19 protein-coding genes are annotated in these 20,458 nt (G+C 43.3%); 7 read left to right on the top strand and 12 right to left on the bottom strand.

The features are described from left to right. Positions 1-32: 32 nt before the first annotated feature. The 7 genes from R8P61_28700 to R8P61_28670 all read right to left on the bottom strand — a co-directional run bounded on the left by R8P61_28700 (position 33) and on the right by R8P61_28670 (position 6,584). Positions 33-1,088 (bottom strand): DUF1611 domain-containing protein, encoded by a 1,056-nt coding sequence (locus tag R8P61_28700; GenBank protein ID MDW3651091.1) that lies wholly within the window; start codon positions 1,086-1,088, stop codon positions 33-35. Between the two features lie 99 nt (positions 1,089-1,187). Beyond that, positions 1,188-1,667 (bottom strand): peroxiredoxin, encoded by a 480-nt coding sequence (locus R8P61_28695; GenBank protein ID MDW3651090.1) that lies wholly within the window; start codon positions 1,665-1,667, stop codon positions 1,188-1,190. Positions 1,668-1,729: 62 nt separating this feature from the next. Beyond that, positions 1,730-2,584, bottom strand: coding sequence for a lysylphosphatidylglycerol synthase transmembrane domain-containing protein (locus tag R8P61_28690; protein MDW3651089.1), 855 nt, complete (start codon positions 2,582-2,584; stop codon positions 1,730-1,732). Further along, on the bottom strand, positions 2,550-3,506 hold the full coding sequence (locus tag R8P61_28685; GenBank protein MDW3651088.1) for a glycosyltransferase family 2 protein: 957 nt from the start codon (positions 3,504-3,506) through the stop codon (positions 2,550-2,552). The genes R8P61_28690 and R8P61_28685 overlap by 35 nt, the downstream gene beginning before the upstream one ends. Positions 3,507-3,512: 6 nt before the next feature. Continuing rightward, a complete protein-coding gene (locus R8P61_28680) occupies positions 3,513-5,120 on the bottom strand; it encodes a glycosyltransferase family 39 protein (protein MDW3651087.1) in 1,608 nt (535 codons plus the stop codon). Between the two features lie 38 nt (positions 5,121-5,158). Then, positions 5,159-5,725 carry a hypothetical protein gene (locus R8P61_28675; GenBank protein ID MDW3651086.1) on the bottom strand — a complete coding sequence of 189 codons (567 nt, stop codon included), beginning with the start codon at positions 5,723-5,725 and terminating at the stop codon, positions 5,159-5,161. Between the two features lie 67 nt (positions 5,726-5,792). Next, positions 5,793-6,584 (bottom strand): SDR family oxidoreductase, encoded by a 792-nt coding sequence (locus tag R8P61_28670; protein MDW3651085.1) that lies wholly within the window; start codon positions 6,582-6,584, stop codon positions 5,793-5,795. A gap of 69 nt (positions 6,585-6,653) precedes the next feature. Here R8P61_28670 and R8P61_28665 point away from each other — a divergent pair, with 69 nt between their 5' ends. The 3 genes from R8P61_28665 (at position 6,654) to R8P61_28655 (ending at position 8,686) form a co-directional block, all read left to right on the top strand. Continuing rightward, complete coding sequence (locus R8P61_28665) at positions 6,654-7,319, top strand: nitroreductase family protein (GenBank protein MDW3651084.1); 666 nt, start codon at positions 6,654-6,656, stop codon at positions 7,317-7,319. Positions 7,320-7,455: 136 nt separating this feature from the next. Beyond that, positions 7,456-7,998 carry a hypothetical protein gene (locus tag R8P61_28660; GenBank protein ID MDW3651083.1) on the top strand — a complete coding sequence of 181 codons (543 nt, stop codon included), beginning with the start codon at positions 7,456-7,458 and terminating at the stop codon, positions 7,996-7,998. Beyond that, on the top strand, positions 7,979-8,686 hold the full coding sequence (locus tag R8P61_28655; GenBank protein MDW3651082.1) for a hypothetical protein: 708 nt from the start codon (positions 7,979-7,981) through the stop codon (positions 8,684-8,686). The genes R8P61_28660 and R8P61_28655 overlap by 20 nt, the downstream gene beginning before the upstream one ends. A gap of 299 nt (positions 8,687-8,985) precedes the next feature. On the opposite strand, the gene R8P61_28650 is transcribed toward R8P61_28655, so the two are convergent. The 3 genes from R8P61_28650 to R8P61_28640 are packed head-to-tail and all read right to left on the bottom strand — an operon-like array spanning position 8,986 to position 11,182. Beyond that, positions 8,986-9,693 carry an NADH-quinone oxidoreductase subunit I gene (locus R8P61_28650; protein MDW3651081.1) on the bottom strand — a complete coding sequence of 236 codons (708 nt, stop codon included), beginning with the start codon at positions 9,691-9,693 and terminating at the stop codon, positions 8,986-8,988. Further along, positions 9,693-10,091 (bottom strand): hypothetical protein, encoded by a 399-nt coding sequence (locus R8P61_28645; protein ID MDW3651080.1) that lies wholly within the window; start codon positions 10,089-10,091, stop codon positions 9,693-9,695. The genes R8P61_28650 and R8P61_28645 overlap by 1 nt, the downstream gene beginning before the upstream one ends. A 2-nt stretch (positions 10,092-10,093) precedes the next feature. After that, positions 10,094-11,182 carry a complex I subunit 1 family protein gene (locus R8P61_28640; GenBank protein MDW3651079.1) on the bottom strand — a complete coding sequence of 363 codons (1,089 nt, stop codon included), beginning with the start codon at positions 11,180-11,182 and terminating at the stop codon, positions 10,094-10,096. A 133-nt stretch (positions 11,183-11,315) separates the two neighbouring features. Here R8P61_28640 and R8P61_28635 point away from each other — a divergent pair, with 133 nt between their 5' ends. Next, positions 11,316-11,627: a hypothetical protein gene (locus R8P61_28635; protein ID MDW3651078.1), complete on the top strand. Its 312-nt coding sequence runs from the start codon at positions 11,316-11,318 to the stop codon at positions 11,625-11,627. After that, the gene (locus tag R8P61_28630) at positions 11,591-11,896 is read left to right on the top strand and encodes a type II toxin-antitoxin system RelE/ParE family toxin (protein ID MDW3651077.1); all 306 of its coding nucleotides are present in this window, start codon (positions 11,591-11,593) and stop codon (positions 11,894-11,896) included. Before R8P61_28635 ends, R8P61_28630 begins: the two co-directional genes overlap by 37 nt. Before the next feature lie 85 nt (positions 11,897-11,981). Here R8P61_28630 and R8P61_28625 read toward each other — a convergent pair whose 3' ends face one another. Further along, positions 11,982-15,023: a serine hydrolase gene (locus R8P61_28625; GenBank protein ID MDW3651076.1), complete on the bottom strand. Its 3,042-nt coding sequence runs from the start codon at positions 15,021-15,023 to the stop codon at positions 11,982-11,984. Positions 15,024-15,431: 408 nt separating this feature from the next. Next, positions 15,432-17,312, bottom strand: a complete 1,881-nt coding sequence (locus R8P61_28620; protein ID MDW3651075.1) for a DNA topoisomerase IV subunit B — start codon at positions 17,310-17,312, stop codon at positions 15,432-15,434. Positions 17,313-17,512: 200 nt separating this feature from the next. Here R8P61_28620 and R8P61_28615 point away from each other — a divergent pair, with 200 nt between their 5' ends. Then, a complete protein-coding gene (locus tag R8P61_28615) occupies positions 17,513-17,839 on the top strand; it encodes an iron-sulfur cluster assembly accessory protein (GenBank protein ID MDW3651074.1) in 327 nt (108 codons plus the stop codon). Between the two features lie 143 nt (positions 17,840-17,982). Beyond that, the gene (locus tag R8P61_28610) at positions 17,983-20,457 is read left to right on the top strand and encodes a penicillin acylase family protein (protein MDW3651073.1); all 2,475 of its coding nucleotides are present in this window, start codon (positions 17,983-17,985) and stop codon (positions 20,455-20,457) included. The last annotated feature ends 1 nt before the right edge of the window (position 20,458 follow it).

Here is a 20,458-nt window from a genome sequence, read left to right as displayed (position 1 = left end):
ACTAAAACATGAACACCAGAACACTTCCCTTCCTATTTCAACAAGGCCATCAAAGGTGCCAGCAATTCCTCTACTCCTTCTTCAACAGGTAAGGCAACAGGAATCCCCAGGCTTTCTGTATAGCGTGCCTGAGCCGCTTTAGCTTCCTCCAGGTTCACAAGTTTTGTATTCAAAGCCACACCCAGGGTTTCAACTCCATACATGCGGATCAATTCGATTTCACTTTCTATAGAATGGATTTTCTTTCCCGTGAAATCCCAGCCTTTATAATAGGTTCTTCCTTCGGGATGAACCAGGATTACGCCAGAGGCATTTCCAGAGATCAACATCTCAGAGCCACAGGGTCCGCTGGGATTTCTCAAAGCAGATTGTCCTTCCACCAATATCATATCGGGCTTGCTTTCTCGATAACAGGAAACGATCGCATGCTCAAGTTCCCCGGAGACAAAATCATTGAGGGTAGAGTCAAATACAAATCCATGATCATTGCCCTGCATCCATCCGGTCTGACCGGTATAGACCATAGGTGCTTTGATTCCTTTTTCCTCCAATGCCTCCATCAGAAAGCGAGCCGTCGTACGCTTGCCTACCGCACAATCTGTCCCGATAACCGGAATGATCGGACACTTTACTTCATAAATCTCCGCCGACCAAAATTTCTGATCTCCGCGTACTTTAGGTTTACGCACATCAATCAGGCTGGCATTGTGGCTTTGGGCAAGGCTAGCGACTTCTGATTTTTCAGAAAGAAATTCATGCATGCCATTCACGATAGACATACCAGCTTGCAAACTACGCTCAATTTCAGGCATCCAATGGGGATCAAGCTTTCCTCCGGCATTGGCAATACCGATGATGAAGTAATCCGCTTTTTCTTCTGATTGATTCAGGAAATCCGAGACACTAGGATAAATGGGTATGTTTCTATGCACACCATCCAATAATTCTCCGGCATCCTTGCCGACATGAACAGGATCGATCACTCCCACCACCTTGTAGCGGGCTGAACCTCGAATGAGACCATGGGTAGTTTTGGCCGCATTGTCCTGCAATTTTCCGTTCGTAAAGACAATAGCATTTCCATCCATAACACCAATATAGGAGGATGGAAAATTAGAAACACCATGTTCCAACTTTTTTTGAAAATAAATTTATTTAGAGAGTATTTGCGCGTGAATTAACACTCTTTAAGGGAGTAATTGCAGGATTTGCTCTACATGCTCTTTGCTCTTTACCTTTTCAATCACATGCTCTACTTTGCCTGCCTCATCGATTAGAAAAGTGCTGCGAATCACCCCCATATATTCTCTCCCATACATTTTCTTCAAGCCCCATCCACCCAAGGCTTCGATCAACTTATTTTCCGGATCAGAAATGAGATCAAAAGGCAATTCCCTTTTCTCGACTTCTCTTTTCTGCGCTTTTTCCTTATCAGGACTCAGGCCTACAACTTCATAGCCTCTGGCTTTTAGGCTTTCATATCCCTCTTTCATATTCAGCGTCTCTTTCAGGCAGGTACCACTTCCTCCTTTTGCATAGATAAAAACGATCAGTTTTTGACCTTTAAAATCAGTCAGAGAGATCGCTTTACCGTCTTGATTTGTAAGAGAAACATCAGGTACAGAAGAGCCAGTGGGGAGTAATTTTATTGTTCCTACTACAGCCATATTTTAATAAGGTGATTGTTTCTCTGAAAACTCAGCTAAGCGCTGCTTTGTTCATTTGACCCTCAATCATTTTTCCACAATTCAGCAATACCAATCAGAGAGACTGCAAGGGTGATGAAATAAAAGAGCAAACTCAAGCTAACGGCCAGTCCTTCATCCAGACCAAAATAGCTGGCTCCATATAAAAAGGTGAGCTCCCGAAATCCCAGGCCTCCGATCGAAATGGGAATTACAGAAGCCAATGCTCCGGCAAAAAATATCAGTCCATAGCTAAGGTAATCCTCCTGAATGCCATAGCCCCAAAGCAGGCAAAAAATACAGAGAAGTAAAGAAGCCTGAATCAGTGCAGAATAAAAACTTGCAGGAAAGAGGACCTTGAGGTATTGAGGAAAATAGAATTTCAAAATTCTGTGTGCAGCATAATAGAGCGTACCTACTACAATTCCTGTGGAAAGCTGAAAACGAAAGGGTAGATCAATCAAAGAAATCAGGACAGCTGATAGTAGAAAAATTGCCCACAAACCATTTAGCCTATCTATCAACAGGCTGCGAAAAGATTGTTTCAAAGGGACTTCTTTTTTCTGTTTTAGCCAATACATCTTATAACCGTCTCCTCCGATAATGCCGGGTAAAAAAAGGCTGTAAAACATGCCCTGAAAGTAGAGTCGCAAATTGCGAATGTAACTCAGTTCAATATTCTCGGCAAAGAAATGAAGACCTAAGCGTTTAACAGAAAGGAAATGAGAAGCCAAATAGAAAATACTCGCAAGCAATAAGCCCGGCAAGCTGATCGCCCATAGTTGTTCTTGTATACTCTCCCACTCTATCTGAGTGAAGAGGTAATACAAGCAAATGGCACTTCCCAGAATTTTGGCAGCAGCCTTAAGCCATTTTTTTGTCTTTGGCGCTACCTTCATAGATTTCGCGGATTTCGTAGGTCTTTTTGTTTTGGGACTCATAATAGGTCCGCATAAGGACCTCCACGATCAGACCGATGGTAATCAGTTGAATCCCTCCCAGGGTAAGCATCAATCCCAAGACCAGGAGGGGACGTCCCCAAATGTCCTGCCCCAGGATTTTGAGGTAGACCATATAAAAGTTGATGAGCACACCGGCAACAAATATGAGAAAACCCCAGAGCCCAAAAATATGCATGGGCTTTTGCAGGTATTTCTGAAAGAAGAGGACCAGAATAAGGTCGCTGATTACTTTGAAGGTCCGGCCAATGCCGTATTTGGAAACGCCAAATTGACGAGGATGGTGTTTCACATCCATCTGAGCGATTCTTGCTCCCTGAAGCTTTGCCAATACAGGAATGAAGCGATGCAATTCTCCATACAAGCCCAGGTTTTTGGCGATCTTGCTCTTAAATATCTTGAGGGTACAGCCGTAATCTCTGATCTTTACGCCTGTGAGAAAGCGGATCATGCGATTGGCGAGTTGGCTGGGTAGCTTGCGCAGGATAAATCCATCCTGACGATTGGCCCGGTTCCCCGCTATCATGTCGTAGCGGCTGTTCTCAATCCTTTCCAGCATGGCAGGTATATCGCTAGGATCGTTTTGCAAATCTCCATCCATGGTAACGACATACTCCCCTTTGGCTGCATCTATACCTGCGGCCATAGCTGTACTTTGCCCATAATTCTGCATCAGTTCTATGAGTTTGACCTGCTCATAGGCATGCGTATGGATCTCCGAAACCGTTTTGTCGGTACTCCCATCATCTACCAGGATAAGTTCGTAGGAAATATCTGTTAATGCTTCGGAACAGGCTTTTAACAGAGGTTGAATATTTTCTTCCTCATTGTAAAGCGTGATGACTACTGAGATCTTGCACATAGCTGACTACTGATCTTTATTCTCCAAACCCGTAAATTTCACCAAACTTACATGGGTCATATACCTTCTTTCGATAAAGTCATAATAGACTTCATGAGGCATGCTCTGTAAAATGGTGTCGGTGCAAAGATAAAAGGCATCAGGCAGAAGTTCTTCTTTTCCGCGTAAAATCTCTTCCCTTTCTCGGGTGATATAATAGATCAGTTCCTGATTGAATTCAAAAGTTGGATAAACATAGAGCTCCTGCCCTTCTGTCATCTCCGCAATGTCCAGGGCGTTTTGCTTCCATCCATCAAAAGTACCGGTCATTTGCCGGTGAGGGAAAACAAAGAAGTCATAGCCAAAGCGGATTCCCAATAAACAAATCGCAAGCAGCACAAAGCGGTGCTCTTTCATCCGAAATAAAAGATAAGCGGCTGACAGGATAAGCAGGGAAACCAAAGCGACTTTCAGGTATAATAAATCCAGGCTTTGCAAAACCTCCACAAAAGGCACGACCCAAACCCCTAATCCCAAAACTACCGCTAAACCTCCAGTCACATAGTAGAAGATGTTCACCCATTTTTTTCTATCCTCTAAACTCGATTCATAGGCATAAGCCAGGACACAAAACATAAAAGGATAGAGCATGAAAAGGTAGCGGGGGCGTGTATCGGGAGAGGCCCAGTAAACGAGTACATTCGCTAGAAAAATCCAGACACAAAACTTTAGGAAAGAGTTGGCGAAAAGATTTTTAAAAAATCCCTTTCGAAAGCAAAAAACTACAAACAAAGTCCAGGGAAGCAGGTGATAGATGGTCTCAAAAGGGAAGCTGAATAAATGGCCTATGCTTTCAAGAAATGATTTCTCAATCGGAGTTCGGCGGCTGGATTCAAACCATAAGGTTTGGAAATAGACATCCAGTCCATTGTATTGATTGTAGACATAAAAGTAAATCCCAACTATAACTAGAAAGAGGCTTCCTCCGACAATATGCTGCCAGCTGAAAAGTCGTTTAAAATCTTTGTTGTAGATAAAAAATGCCAGCAAGGCTCCTCCCTGAAAAACTATGCTTGGCAAGGCTTTACACATAAACCCTAAAGCAGCCAGGAAATAGGATACTACGAAAAGTAAGAGATATTGCTCGCGCTGGTAAAATTCGTAAATCGCGATGAAGCTCATATAAGTCAACCAGCTGTAGAAAATATCGATATGTCCGATATAGGAAGCGAAGATCAACATCCTTCCGCAAGTGATCAGCATGAGGGCCGTCATAAAGCCTATCTTCCAATTGAGATACTTTCGGATCGTAAGGAAAATCGTAACTCCATACACGATAAGGAATAAGGCAGCAGGTATGCGGATGATAAATTCATTGTTCTCCCCAAAGAGATTCATCAAGCCTATAAGCATCCAATTATAAAGCGGGGGTTTGTTGTAGTAATATTCCCCCATGAGGGTCGGGGTGACATAATTGTCGGAGAGCATCATCTCCATAGCCACAAGGGCTCGGGTGGGTTCGTCCATCCAGATGGCCGTAAGCCCCAGATTTATAAACAGTGCCGGAAGGACAAGTATGGCACAAATCCAGTAAAGCACCTTTGGGTTTTCCCTGAGATAGCTAATGAGTTGCAAGGAATCCGAATTAGGGGGTTAGGAAATGGTCCTGTGGATTATTTAGGATTGATATCGAAATTGCTGTAGAGTTTCAATTTGCCTGTGATCCGCTTAAGAATAGCATTGTGTTCCTGAATATTCTTGATGAGATTGTTTTGCAAATCTCTCATTTCAGTTTTCATCGTTTCATGCTTCTGCCGATAGTCGCGAAAACTGGTATAGGCTTCATCTTCTCCCAGTTTATTTTTCATCAAATCATTTACCCAGCTATTAAATTCCGAAACCGTAGAGACAAAGTCTCCTTTCTGGGTATCAAAATTTGTCTGAAGTTCATCTCTCTTCTCCATCATATTCTCGTATTGGGATCTGAGTCCATAGAGATCATTTCGCTGATTGGATTGAGGATTTTTGATGAAAGGTTCGATTTCTTTGAGGTCTTTGGCGTACCTCCTTTGGGTGAGATTGAGGTTGCGTTCGATGAAAGTCACCGTTTCACTCAAATTCATCCATTCCGGTTCAAATCTTTTCACCTCATTGATCAAAGAGAGGTCAACAGAACCACATCCTGTAAGTAAGAATACAAGGATGAGCAGGCATTGAACGGGAAGTATTATTCTTTTCATGTTCAGATTGTAACGCTTCGAATTTACGAGTATTATCTCGTTTCCTCAACTTGAGACCTAATTGGGCCTAAAGGGCTTGTGTACGCCCTCCATCTACTTGCAGATTTACCCCACATACATAGGAAGCAGCGGGACTAGCCAAAAAGCCGATCACTTCTGCAATTTCCTGAGGCTTTCCGATTCGACGGGCCGGGACAGAGCTGGCAAAACTTTCCTTCATTTCATCAAAACTCAGACCAGCTTTATCGGCGCGTGTCTGTATTACGTAATCCAGGCGTCCGGTATTGATAAATCCGGGCAAAACACTGTTTACCGTAATTCCAAATTGTGCCAGTTCTCCTGCCAGGGTTTTTGCCCAGGAAGAAACTGCTCCTCTTGTGGTGTTAGAGACCCCCAATCCAGGAATGGGTTGTTTTACAGAAGTAGAAATAACATTGATAATTCGGCCATAGCCTGCTTCTTTCATCCCGGGAACCAAAGCCTGAACCAAATAATGATTGCAAGCCAGATGCATACGATAGGCCCCAAAGAACTCCTCAACTTTCGCATCTATGAGAGGCCCTCCTTTAGGTCCCCCCGTATTATTGATCAGGATATGAATTCCTTCTTTTTTTGCATCCAAATAGGCTGCTACCTTCTGCTTCAATCCCTCAGGATCAGAAAAATCAACTACCAGATAGTCGTGTTGCTGATCGGGACCTGAAGTCAATGATGCCTGTACTTCTTTCAGGCTTTCCTCATTTCTGGCCAGTAAGGTTAGAGAGGCTCCCTGTTTCGCCAAAACTTCAGCTACTGCACGACCGATTCCCTGGGTACTACCACAAACGAAGGCACGCTTTCCTAATAAAGAGATGTTCATGTAATTTGAGCTTTGCGTTGAAATACGGAAATTAGCCGCAGAATCCCGAATAAAAAGAAAGCAATCTTCATGGAAGTATCTTCATTCATTCCTTATCAAAAAGAAAGTTATGAAGCCCCCATCATGAAAAGGAGGGCAGAAACCTATCACCTTTGGCTAGAACAAAGAAGAAGTCTCAGACAATTCTCGGATAAGCCTGTCCCCAAAGAGGTCATTGAAAAATTGATCCTGGCCGGTTCCACTGCTCCCTCAGGCGCCCATAAGCAGCCCTGGACTTTTTGTGCTGTTTCTGATCCGGAGATCAAAAAGAAGATTCGAATTGCCGCAGAAGAAGAGGAATATAAAAACTACCATGGGCGAATGTCCGAGGATTGGCTCAAAGATCTGGAAGTTTTTGAGACCGATTGGAATAAAGAATTTCTCGAAACCGCTCCCTGGTTGATCATTCTTTTTAAACAAACCTATGGACTGGAGAATGGAGAAAAAAGCAAACACTACTATGTAAATGAATCTGTAGGATTGGCAGCAGGATTCTTTTTGACGGCTGTTCACCATGCCGGCCTGGTTTCCTTGACTCATACGCCTAGCCCTATGGATTTTCTGGGGAAAGTTCTCGGCAGGCCTTCCAACGAACGGGCATTTTTGCTAATGCCCGTAGGCTATCCTCCGGAAGAAGCCCTGGTTCCTGACCTTTCGCGCAAAAATTTGGAAGAAGTAGCCGTTTTTTATTCCTAAAGGCGGAATTTCCGAATATCTCTTCGTATTTAGTCCAAATTTCTCTTAGCTGAATTAGGTTTGGGCTGATTTTTGTATTAAAAAGTCTTTATAGTTTACTATTTTAATCGCAAATCGCGATTTAGATACCCTCGCTATGCGCAAACACAATGGAATGAGACCCCAGGACATAGTCATTTTACTTAAGGTAGTATCCTTGGGTGATGAGGCCTGGCGTTATTCGGATATAGCAAAATCCTTGCATATGAGTCAATCCGAGGTCGCGGAGGCTCTCAACCGTTCGAAAATTGCGAGACTGGTTGATAGCTCAAAGAAAAAAGTGTTCCGCACCTCGCTTTTGGAGTTCCTCGAGCATGGAGTAAAATATGTATTCCCCGCTCAACCCGGTTCTCTGGTCCGTGGTATACCCACGGCACATTCTGCTAAGCCTATGTCCGATCTGATCGTCTCAGAAAGGGAGTCCTACGTATGGCCCAGTCCTGTAGGAAATATGCGTGGACAGTCAATCGTCCCTCTTTATCCCTCCATCATAAAAGCCATACGAACAGACCCGAATCTATACGAAATGTTGGCTCTTGTTGATGCCATTCGTGTGGGTAGAGCGAGAGAGCACAAAATCGCAGTAGAGGCGTTGGAAAAAAAGATTAAGCAACAGGTCTATGCCGAGCAGGAACATTAATAAAATTCAGAACCTGGCAACTGTATTGGGAGAAATGTTGAATAACGTGGTCTTTGTGGGAGGCTCCGTACTGGAACTTTATGTCACAGATCATGCGGCCTATGAAAACAGGCCTACAGACGACATCGATATCATAATTACCGCTCCAACTCTGGGAGGTTTTTACTCCTGGGAACAACAATTAGAGAAAAAAGGCTTCATACATATACCAGAAGAAGAGTGCGGAAAAAAACACGCATGGATACATGCTGAGCTGACCGTAAATTTGCTCCCCATGTTTACAGAAAGCCTCGGGTATACCAATAGATGGTATGAAGAAGCAGTCTTTCACGCTAATTCATATCCGCTTCCAGACGGAACAGCCATAAAAATATTTCCCGCTGCTTATTACCTCGCAGCCAAAATCGAAGCCTATCAGCAAAGAGGGAAAGATGACATTCGCATGAGTGAAGACTTTGAGGACATCATCTATTTGCTGGGAAGCAGGCTGGAGATTTTAGAGGAAGTTGGAAATGCCTTCCATGAAGTCAGGAAATTTATCCGAGACGCTTTTCTGGAAATGCTTCAGGATTATGATTTGGAAGAAGGCATTTGCTATGCCTTACCTGATGGCAATGATATCGAAGCCATCGAGCGCATCATGCATATCATGAAGGAGGCAACTCAATTGCAGCCTGCCTGGACGTAGGGAGATAGATAAAACATCTTATTTACATACAAACCATCGTGTCATTGCGAGCTCTTAACAAGAGCGCGGCAATCCCCTTGATTTAAAAAGCTTATTTGATTTCAAGGAGATTGCTTCGCCTATAGTACAGGCTCGCAATGACAGGATTGTTTGAGGTATCTTAAAACGTGTTGGAGTATTGGCGTGTTGGTGTATAGGGGTTGAGTCTTTGGACTTGTCTTTGACCCAAGCAAGAACACCAGAACACTTCTAATCTCACTTCTCCATTCCTTGTTCGTTATTCTTAAATTCTTCCTGCTTTATTCATCCCCCTTATCAGGAGAAGAAGGCGAATCCATCTTTGGCTTCTTCATGAGCGGTTTGCCCATCTTCGGTTTCTTCATGAGCGGCTTGCCCAATTTGGGTTTGGGAGCGGAGGTATCAGATAATTCAGCAGACCTGGCAGCTTTCTTTGCCAATTGAATTTCTTCAGCGGCTTTCCTTTTTACAACAGCTTCCTCAGGACTCATTGCACCAAAATGGTACATAAAATTGTCCCGATCGTACTCACTGTAATCATATACTTTGGTCATCGTCAGGCATTCGGTGGGGCAAACCGTGGTGCACAGGCCACAAAAGCAACACTTGGCCATGTCAATATCGAAAACCGGAAGCTCCAGTCTCTTTTTTGAACCATCAGAAGTATAGCCCAGATCATCAACAGCCTTAAAGCTTTCGATATCGATGCAATCAACCGGACATATGCGCGCACACTTATCACAGACGATGCAATCATCTGTTTCCATATGGAGACGATAACGCCCCAAATCCGGAATGGGAATTTTCTCTTTCGGATACTGGATGGTTACGTTCTGATCTGCTTCTTCAAAATAGCGTTCATTTTCCACCCCGACAGGTGTACGGGTTTTATAGCCTTTTTTGAGGTGGCGGAAAGTCAGCCCCAGGCCGGAAAAGGAATTTTTCAATCCTCCCCAAATACTTCCGATATAGCTATTTCTTCTTGGCATTATTGATTCATCCAGACGATAATGAAAACTGCAAAAATTATAGTCCCAAGCAAAGAATACGTGAGACTTTTAGCAATTCTTTTACTGTATTTAACCTCTTTATTTCGCAGGCGGAAAATGAGGTACAGGATAAAACCTATGATAGGTATAGATACCAACAACAATTTCTCCCAATAGTTCAGGGATTCCTCTTCCAGCGCTTGCTCAACTTTATCCTCCGCAATGATCTCATCCAAAATGAGGTCTATCTCTTCTGTTTCGAGGGCCCTTTCTTCCAAAATCTCCTGAATGGCTTCTATTGCCTGAGTCGTATAATCTGTACGATTTCGCACTATACGTATCAGTTCTTTATTACTAAAACCTATGTATTTTTCCTTTAGTTGTTTGGTATCCACCATATCTAGATATGTTGATATACTTCCCAAAGTTTCCAGATGCCACTAATCAAAAAGAGGCCCAGGGCAATCGGGGTTAACACTTTCCAGCATAAACGCATCAATTGATCCACCCGAAAACGCGGATAAGTCCACCTGATCCACATATGAACAAATACGGCAAGCAGACTTTTTCCCAATATCCAGAAAGCCCCCCAAAAAGCCCCGGATGCTGTATCCGCAGGTCCAGAGGTCCAATCAGCTAATGGAAGTGAAAAACTTTCGGTGAAATAAAGGTTGGGTAAAATTGTATTCCAGCCTCCCAGAAAAACTACAGCAGCCACGAGCCCAACGATCCACATTTTCACATATTCGGAAAGCATAACCAGGGCGAATTGAAATCCGCCATATTCTACATGATAGCCAGCTACCAATTCCGATTCTGCTTCAGGAATATCAAAGGGAGCTCGATTACATTCCGCCAGAGAAGCTATAAAATAGATGATATAGGCAATTAGGAGATGTGGATAGCGGAAAATGGACCAGGACAAAAAGCCACCGACTTCTGTCACCTCCCAAATTCCCAGAAAATAAACAGGCTCACTGGCATAAATACCCTGAGCTGCGGAAAGTTCTTGCAAATCCAGGCTCCCGTACATCATGATGGCTACCAACAAAGCAAGGGAAGCAGGTACTTCATAGGAAATGATTTGTGCCACTGCCCTACTCGATCCCAGCATGGCATATTTATTATTGGAGCCCCAGCCTGCCATCAATAAGCCTATGACATCTATCGCAACAATCCCCATGATATAAAGAAGTGCAATAGAAGTTACAGAACCTGCTGTCCCCGGACCTATAGGCAAAACGGCAAAAGCTGCAAACACCGAGACAAAGATCATAGCCGGTGCCAGCAAAAAAAGTTTCTTATCTGCCAGACTCGGGATGATCGGTTCTTTTAATACCAATTTGAGGACATCTGCCAGGGTTTGAAACAAGCCATAAGGCCCCGTTTCCATTGGCCCCAGACGGTCCTGAATAAAGGCAGAAATCTTCCGCTCTGCATATACTGCTACCAGCGCATAAATCAGAACGACATTTAGCGTGAGAAACAATTGCAGGTAAAAACCGTAAGATATGTTGATTAAAATAGGTTCTATGGCAGCAGATTTGTACCAAAGATATATACTTTAGCACTGCTTTCATAAGCGGGTTAAAATCCGTATATTAGAAATAAATTCTTGTTGCATGGATGGAATTCAGGTAATTAAAGACACCTCTGGCAAGCTTACTGAAATCAGAATAGATGCCGTAACGCATCCTGAGCTGGCAGAAGAAGTCTATCACCTGCTTGCTGCGGTTAGCCGCGCCAAAGAGACAGAAAAATCATTAGTATTTAAAAGCAGTCGCATTTCAAACGGAAGTGGAAAAGCTATGGATTTAACATCATTTAACGAGCTGATCCGTGCATCAAAAGAAAGCGGAGAGCTTACTAAAGAGGAATTTTTCGCACGCTACCCTAAATGGCTGAAAGAAGAGAAGTCGTACTTACAAAATTAGCCTCCGAGCACATTCATTCCATTTATTCACACCTACTGGAAGAAGGCGCAACCCGAGAAGCAGAGGAACTCATGAATGATTTCCTTGATATTGTCTTTGGGGAAATCCCTCTATTCGCCGAACGTTTTCCTGTATGTGAAGGAGTAAAAAATGGATCTGAAAACTATCGGATCGCTTCCCTTGCCGGAGATTTTCGTGTTATTTTTCAAGTCCTACCCGATCGGGTATTGATCCTGCTCGTTTTGCACGAGAGTGAGCTTCCTTTTTAAAAATGTGTTAGGGTGTTTGGGTATTAGGGTACGAGGTTTTTTTGATACTCGCGCTAACACACTAACACCCTAAAACGCTGATGCTTTAGTCTAAAGCATCATAAACCGCCTGGTGAATCCGTTGACGGATTCGCAGCTGGTTGAGTTTCCAGTTATTGGATTTAGGATGGATGCGGTTGGAGAGGAAAATGAAGATGAGATCTTCATCCGGATCGACCCATACGCAGGTACCTGTAAATCCGGTATGTCCATAGGTACGAGGCGAAGCACTTTCCGCGATGATATAGGGCCCACCGGGCTGCTTATCAAAGCCATAACCTCTATGAGCTCCCTGAGTTCGGGTGAACGTCTTGATCGTACGAGCACTCAAGTAGCGTTCGCCTCCATATGTTCCTCCATTGAGCAACATTTGGAATAGTATGGCCAGGTCGCCAGCATTCGCAAATAAGCCCGCATTCCCAGCGACTCCTCCCATCAATGCGGAAGTAGGATCATGTACATATCCCCTCAATAGCTGACCTCTCCAGCGAGCGTCGTATTCTGTAGGGATCAGACGATCTTCTTCAAACCTTTCTCTAGGTCTGAAAGCTGTATTCTGCATTCCCAGGCGTTCATAATAAACGCGCTGCAAGAAACTATCCATCGGCTGACGATTGATTGAATCTATTGCCTGTTGAATCAGAATCATATTGGCATCACTATACTCATATTCCTTTGCAGGACTCATTTCGATCAGTTTGCTATCCTGCCAAAGGGAATCGAGGTAGTCATTTCGGAGGTAAAATCCTCCTGCAACCTGTATACTATACAAGCTATCTCTTCTCGGCTGAAAGTACCTGTCGTACTTGCCTATTTTTCTTCTTTTACTTTGGTAATTGGTAAAGCGACGAATTGGCAATCCTGCTGGCAAACCGGAAGTATGAGACATCATCTCTCCAATTCTGGCCTGGAAAACAGAACCTCGCTTCTTCATCTTACCTGCCTTAACAGACTTCACCAATATCACCGAATCTCCCGGCAATTCCAGGGTATCTAACCATGGACCTGGACGAGAACCCATCCACACTTTCACAAAGAGAGACTGTGTATCGACCTTGGGCTCCAAACTAGCAAGCAAGGCAGTATCTTGCCGCATTACGCTATCCAGCCCTACAAACAGGGTGTCCAGGACTCTAATGGAATCAACCATTACGATTTGATCGCGGAAAAACCTTCCCAATCTATGCTCTGGCTTCAGCTTGCCTTTTTCATACATATGCATGGCAGCCATAGTAGTTGCTGCTACTTTGGTAACAGAAGCGAGATCATAAATATCCGTTGGAAATACCCCTCTCCTCCGAGCATAGGTATGATGGCCATAACTCTCATTGAAAATTATATTTCCCCCTTTGATCACCATCACCTGGCAACCAGGCATGGCATAGGAGCCTATACCTTCATATACGATGCTATCAATGACAGCCAGCTCTTTTGAATCAATTCCAACTGCTTCCGGTCTACTTGTTTTCAAGCGGCTTATTTCCGTCTTCAATCCCGATTCATAGGCATAAGGTCCTACTTCTGCAGGAAGTTTACCCGCTGCCGCAATTCCTCCAAAAAGAAGCTGAGCCGTTTGTGCCTGAGAAAGAGAGTCAGAACCATAGACCTGCAATACCTGGGAAAATTCAGGCATTACTTCCAAAGCTTCTGTAGAAGCGAAGTTGACAAATATTACATCTGTTTCCTCTGTAAGCTTTTTTACAGAGGAGATGAATGCAGTATCTCTTCTTTCATCCGGCACCTGACCAGACAATGAAAGAATCACAGGATTATAGGTACGTAATGTTCTGACGGGTAAAGCAGCCCAGGGACTTTTCTCTCCTGGCCTAAAGTCGGTATTACTTACCGGTCCATAAGATCTCATACCTGAAAGCAAGTGCGGAACTTCTTCTCCCAGGCTACTCAAATGGATTCGCTTGTCTCGTAAATGAGAAAAGGGAATTAAACCTTCTCGGTCTCGAAGCAAGGTCAATTTGGCATTTGATATCCGCTGATTGAGATAAGCAATCTGACTTTTATCAATGCTAAGTGAATCTTCTTCTCCGCTTCCTATTTGATGAGATTTTTTAGCTGTCCAGGTTCTTGCTAACAAGCTTCTTTTTACATGCTTGTTCAAATCCTGGACATCCATCGCACCTCGATTTAGCATGTCCTGAACTATGAAGTGTGCATCCGGCAATTGAACTCTATTTATCATCAATAAATCCACACCTACTTGCACTGCTTTACGCAAATAAGATTCACTCTTATCCTGTGTATTCAGGTCAGAAATGTCGACCATCAACAATCCTTCAAAACCGATCTCATCTTTTAAAGATTCCTGAATTAGACCTTTTTTATGGAAATGAGTTTTGATGGGCGAAAGTTGCTCTCGCTCCAACATCAAAGCAGGAGCACCTGCTTTAGCCAAAGCTTTATAAGGAGCTAATTCCTCTCTGATTTTTAAGCTATCAAATATGCCGGGGAAGAATGCCTTGACCTCTTTAGGGACAGCCAGAAGTTTTTCCTTGCTAATACCCTTATTCAGGATTTTCTCCCTTCCAGACAATCTATTGCGGTTTTGGGCCGTATAGACAGGTGCAAATGCCGGGCTTAACAAAAAGTCCAGGCCCAATTCTTTGCCTTGTTTTCCGAGGCCTTTCCCTAATTCTTTGAGCAGTTCCTCATCTTCAATGGAAGAAAGTGCCAGTGCATCCGGCAAATGAATCCAGTTAGGATCTTCACTCCTTTCATCCAAGCCAATCAGCAAAGGAACATCACTTACTTCCTGCGCTTTTTTTGTTGAATAATATTGAGTCTTGAGGTCGTAATTTCTAAAGAGTAGTCCTCCCGGCTGATGTTCCTGGAGGAAGGTATACAGACTGGTATCAGCCACATCTTCTTTCGCCGAATCAACCAGGATAAACATCTGATTGATCTTGGCAGATGTGCTCATATTTTGGACAATAGAATCTGCCCAACGACTCTCTGCCTGAAGGAAAGCAACCGGAACGGTCCTATGCTTTACTTCTGGAGAGTATAAGGTCGCTGTTAGCGCCACCATGGAGCCAGCGATCCACATACCAAATACATGGAGTCTATTACGCATTTCTATACATCAATCAATGGCACAAGAAGCCTCTTTGCTCGTTCAAAGCAATGACGAAAAGACTTATTCCAATTTTCTGAAAATTACCTATCGATAAATACCGTGCAAGAATCGGGCTACATTCGAAACTTCAAATAAAATAAACGGTATATCTCAGGCGAATTCCAGAGATGGGTTCTTTGTTTCTTAAATTAATTCTAGAGGTTTGTAAGGCAGCGTGTAAGAATACTACCACTTTTCAGCTACTTTATATACGATATCGACACCTCTTTGGTTGTTTATTTACGCCTAAAAATGTCCTTAATATGCAGGGAATGGACTTTTTCTCCCCTTAAGCTGTCAGGAGTTTTGCGTGAATGGTCAATATTTCAGGCTGAATTTTCTGAGTCTTGTAAGATCAACTCCTTTTTAAGCGGGTTCCAGTTCTTGCTCCTTCTCTTCAACGATATCTTTTTCGTGACGAAGGTTTTTGATAATGAACTGTTGACGATCCGGCGTATTCTTACCCATATAATATTTAAGCAGATCAGCAATGCCGGTATCCGGGCGAATCATCACTGGCATCAGCCTGATGTCTTCGCCAATGAATTGTCCAAACTCGCTGGGTGAGATTTCTCCCAGTCCTTTAAATCGGGTAATTTCCGGCTTACCTCCCAGCTCTTTCATCGCCTTCTGCTTTTCATCTTCCGAATAGCAATAGAAGGTTTTCTTTTTATTTCTCACCCGGAAAAGTGGTGTTTCCAAAATGAAAAGATGCCCTCCGCGTACAAGATCCGGGAAGAACTGCAGGAAGAAGGTAAGTAGCAACAAACGAATGTGCATTCCATCTACATCTGCATCCGTTGCAATCACTACATTATTATATCGAAGATTTTCCAAACCATCCTCAATGTTGAGGGCATGTTGGAGAAGGTTCAGTTCTTCATTTTCATAGACCACTTTCTTACTCATCCCAAAACAGTTGAGAGGTTTACCTCTTAAACTGAATACAGCCTGGGTATCTACATCTCGTGCCTTGGTAATAGAACCACTGGCAGAGTCACCCTCCGTGATAAACAGGGTGGTACTAAGCTTTTTCTCCTCATCCTTGCGCTTATCGCTATAGTGAACCCGGCAATCTCTGAGTTTTTTATTATGAAGATTGGCTTTCTTGGCTCTCTGAGTTGCCAGTTTTTTAATCCCGGCAATTTCTTTTCTCTCTCTTTCCGATTGAAGAATCCTTTTCAAAAGGGCCTCTGCTGCGTCGGGATGCTTGTGCAGATAATTGTCAAGCTCTTTGGTCAGGAAGTCATTGATAAAGGTCCGTACCGTTGGACCTTCCGGGCCAATATTCAGGGAGCCAAGCTTGGTCTTGGTTTGAGATTCAAAAACAGGCTCTTGTACACGAATACTGATGGCTCCAATGATAGAAGCTCTTACATCCGTAGTATCAAAGCTTTTATTGTAGAATTCTCTAACCGTTTTAACAATCGCTTCCCGAAAGGCTTGCAAATGAGTTCCTCCCTGAGAAGTGTATTGGCCATTAACAAAAGAATAATATTCCTCTCCATAACTATTGCCATGGGTTAAGGCCACTTCAATGTCATATCCTTTCAAATGAATGATCGGATAGCGAATAGCTTCGGGATCTGTTTTATTCTGAAGGAGGTCAAGCAGTCCATTTTTTGAATAAAAGCGTTTCCCATTCATAAAAAGGGAAAGACCTGAATTCAGGTAGGCATAATTCCAGATCTGATTTTCCAGATACTCTGGTCTGAATCTATAATTTTTAAATACGCTTTTATCCGGCCTGAAAATTACCGTTGTCCCATTTTCCTCCTTGGATTTTTTAACTTTATGGTCTTTGACAATGTCTCCTTTTTCAAATTCAGCTACTTTTATTTTTCCATCCCTCACTGACTCAACCCTGAAATAATCTGAAAGGGCATTGACAGCCTTTGTACCTACCCCATTCAATCCCACAGATTTCTTAAAAGCCTCCGAATCATACTTACCTCCGGTATTTATTTTTGATACACAATCAATCACTTTCCCCAAAGGTATCCCTCTCCCAAAATCGCGAATCACAACTTCCCCCTCTTTGATGCTGATATCAATTTTCTTTCCATGTCCCATCACATACTCATCAATCGAGTTGTCAATCACCTCTTTCACCAAAATGTAAACCCCATCATCCTGAGAGGATCCATCTCCCAGCTTTCCGATATACATACCCGGACGCAAGCGTATGTGCTCGCGCCAATCGAGCGACTTAATACTATCCTCGTTATAAATTGGAGTTTTAGCCATTTTGAGATTTTTTGTTCTGTGTTGGTTCGCTAAAAAACTAAGCAAAGCGAAAATAAAAAGAAATACAATGCAATAAAAATTAGTATTTAAACAAATTATTCACATTAACTTTATCCAGACAAAAATCGTACAAGGAGTATTGAAAAAACCTATTTACCTTTGTGGAAACCTTTTAAAGAAGAGATATGCAACAAGAACCGATGATCAAGGTATCGGAAAACGCTTTTACTCACATTGGAAGCCTGAGAGATAAAGAAGGCTATGATGAGAGTTATGGGCTGCGGGTAAGTGTAGAAGGAGGCGGTTGCTCCGGATTGACCTATAAACTGGATTTTGATAATCAGGAACTGCCCGGCGATCAGGTGATTGAGGACAAAGGCATCAAGATATTTGTCAATATGAAGAGTTTGCTTTACCTGGTAGGTACTGAGCTGGATTATTCCGGTGGCCTTCATGGACAAGGCTTTCATTTTGCCAATCCAAATGCCAGCAGAACCTGCGCTTGCGGAGAAAGTTTCTCCGTTTAATTCGATAATTCATAGAATTTTGAAATAAAATGCCATCCTTCGGGATGGTTTTTTTATTTTGTAAATCCTTCGATCCATTTTATCGAAGGAAAAAGGCATAGCCAAAGACAAAGGGACTAACATAAATCTATATTGCCGACTGTATGCGTTGGGTAAAGTTTTTCATCTCGCTTCTATTTACTGCTGCTATTGCAATTGCCCTATACTTTCCGGCAGGCCCTGCTCCCGCCTTGGGTGATTTCCTCAATCCTTTCAGGGGATTTTGGCAAAATGCAGTGTCTCAGGATCAACATGCTCCACTCAATTTGTCTCTTCCTTCACTCGACAAGGATGCAAAAGTGGTGTATGACGAAAGAGGGGTTCCCCATATTTTCGCCAGCTCTCTCGAAGACATGGCCTATATACAAGGTTATATAACGGCGAAGGACCGTCTATGGCAAATGGAATTTCAGGTAATGGCTGCTGCAGGAAGGCTCACTGAGATTGTGGGACCGGGACCAGGAGAGCGTGTGCTGGAAATGGACAGAAGTAATCGTAGAAAAGGAATTCCATTCGCAGCGGAAAAGTCCTCCAAAGCCATGCTGGAAAATCCTTTAACAAAGGACGTCATGGAATCCTATGCGGCCGGAGTAAATGCCTACATTCAACAATTATCAGAGAAAGACCTACCGATAGAATACAAATTGCTCGGCTATAAGCCAGAAGCATGGTCTGTGTATAAATCAGCTCTTTTGCTAAAATACATGGCTAATAGTCTGGCTTTTCGAGTCAATGATATTGGTTATACCAATGCGATCAAACTCTGGGGAAGAGAACGATTCAATATTTTGTATCCGGAGTACCCCTATGATGACAAACCGATCATTCCAGATCCCGTTCGAATCAGAAGGAGGCGTATCAAAAAACTATCTCCTCCAGCGCCTGCAGATTATGACCCAGGTCAAATGCTGATTGCAGGTGCCAATACTGCTCCCGATCCCAATGAATACTTTGTGGGTTCTAATAATTGGGCGGTTTCCGGAGATAAGACCATCACCGGTCGTCCCATGCTAGCCAATGACCCCCACTTAAATATGAGCCTGCCCTCTATTTGGTATGAGGTTCAGGTAAATTCTCCTCAGCTCAATGCCTATGGAGTTTCCTTACCCGGTGCACCAGGGGTTGTAATTGGTTTCAATGACTCCATTGCCTGGGGATTGACCAATGCAGGTCAGGATGTAGCCGATCTTTATCAGGTAAAATTCACATCTGATAAACGGGAATACTACGAATACGACAATCAGACCCTTCCGGTAAGTGTACGTGAAGAAGTTCACACATTTAAAGGAGGCGGCCAATTTGTAGACACCCTGCTTTTCACCCATGTTGGGCCGGTCATGTACGACCGCAACTTCGGCGAACAGTCTTTGCCACTTGCCCTCAACTGGATGGCGCATCAGCAGTCCAATGAGAGTCTGACTTTTCTAAAGTTGGCTCAATCAAAAAATTATGAAGATTATGTCGATGCCCTACAGCATTATCAGTGCCCGGCACAAAACTTTGTATTTGCAGATGCCAGTGGAAATATCGCCATCTGGCAGCAAGGGAAGTATGTGAATAAATGGGAAGAACAGGGCCGCTTTATCATGGATGCAAGTCGTAAGGAACACATGTGGAACGACTATATTCCGCAAGATCAAAATCCTCATGTACTCAATCCTCCCCAGGGCTTTGTGAGTTCAGCCAATCAGCATCCTACCTCGCCCCTTTATCCGTATTACTATACCGGAAATTTTGATGGATATAGAGGAAGAAGGATCAATAAATTGCTTACGGAAGCAGATAGCGTGAGTGTTCGCGATATGCAAAGCTTTCAGCAAGACACCTATAGCAATCAGGCAGCGGACATCTTACCTACTCTCTTAGAAAATCTGGATACTATTTCTCTTCAGGGAGAAAAGCTGGCAGCTTACCAGTCTCTTAAAAATTGGGATTATAGATTTGACAGAGATAAAAATGGTCCAACTCTCTACAATCGTTGGTGGAGAGAGGTTTTCTTTGGCGTTTGGGAGGATGAGTTCCGACAAGATGAGATTTCTCTGGTCTGGCCAAGTTCTACCACTACGATTCGGATCTTGCGAGATAGTGCCCTTTACTCTTTTTACCAAAATGAAAAAGACAGTACTCGGGCAGACTCAGTCATTCCTGATCGGACTTATATTATCAATGCTGCTTTCCATCGAGCCCTTGATAATTTGATAGCGGATGAAGCTGATATTGCCAATTGGAACTGGGAGCGTCATAGTCCTACGAACATCAATCACCTGAGTAGATCGATCGCTCCTTTCAGTCGAAGGAAAATCTCAACAGCAGGAACAGGGACAGCTCTAAATGCAATCTCTGGCTCTCATGGACCTTCCTGGCGGATGGTCGTTTCCCTCGGCGATAAGGTTGAGGCCTATGGTATTTATCCGGGAGGACAAAGTGGAAATCCCGGCGATCCTAATTATGATCGCTTTATCGATGATTGGGCGATTGGAAATTATTACAAACTCAATTTCATGCAGAATCCTGCAGATATTCAGGAAGAAAAGCGTCTGTATGAAGTCTCGATTAGCTCCGGCCCCTTAAAAGAATAGA

It is taken from the genome of Bacteroidia bacterium (assembly GCA_033391075.1).
In the GTDB taxonomy this organism is placed as follows: Bacteria; Bacteroidota; Bacteroidia; order J057; family J057; genus JAWPMV01.
Note: the sequence above shows the minus strand (reverse complement) of the source record. Positions and strands in the feature narration are given on the sequence as shown.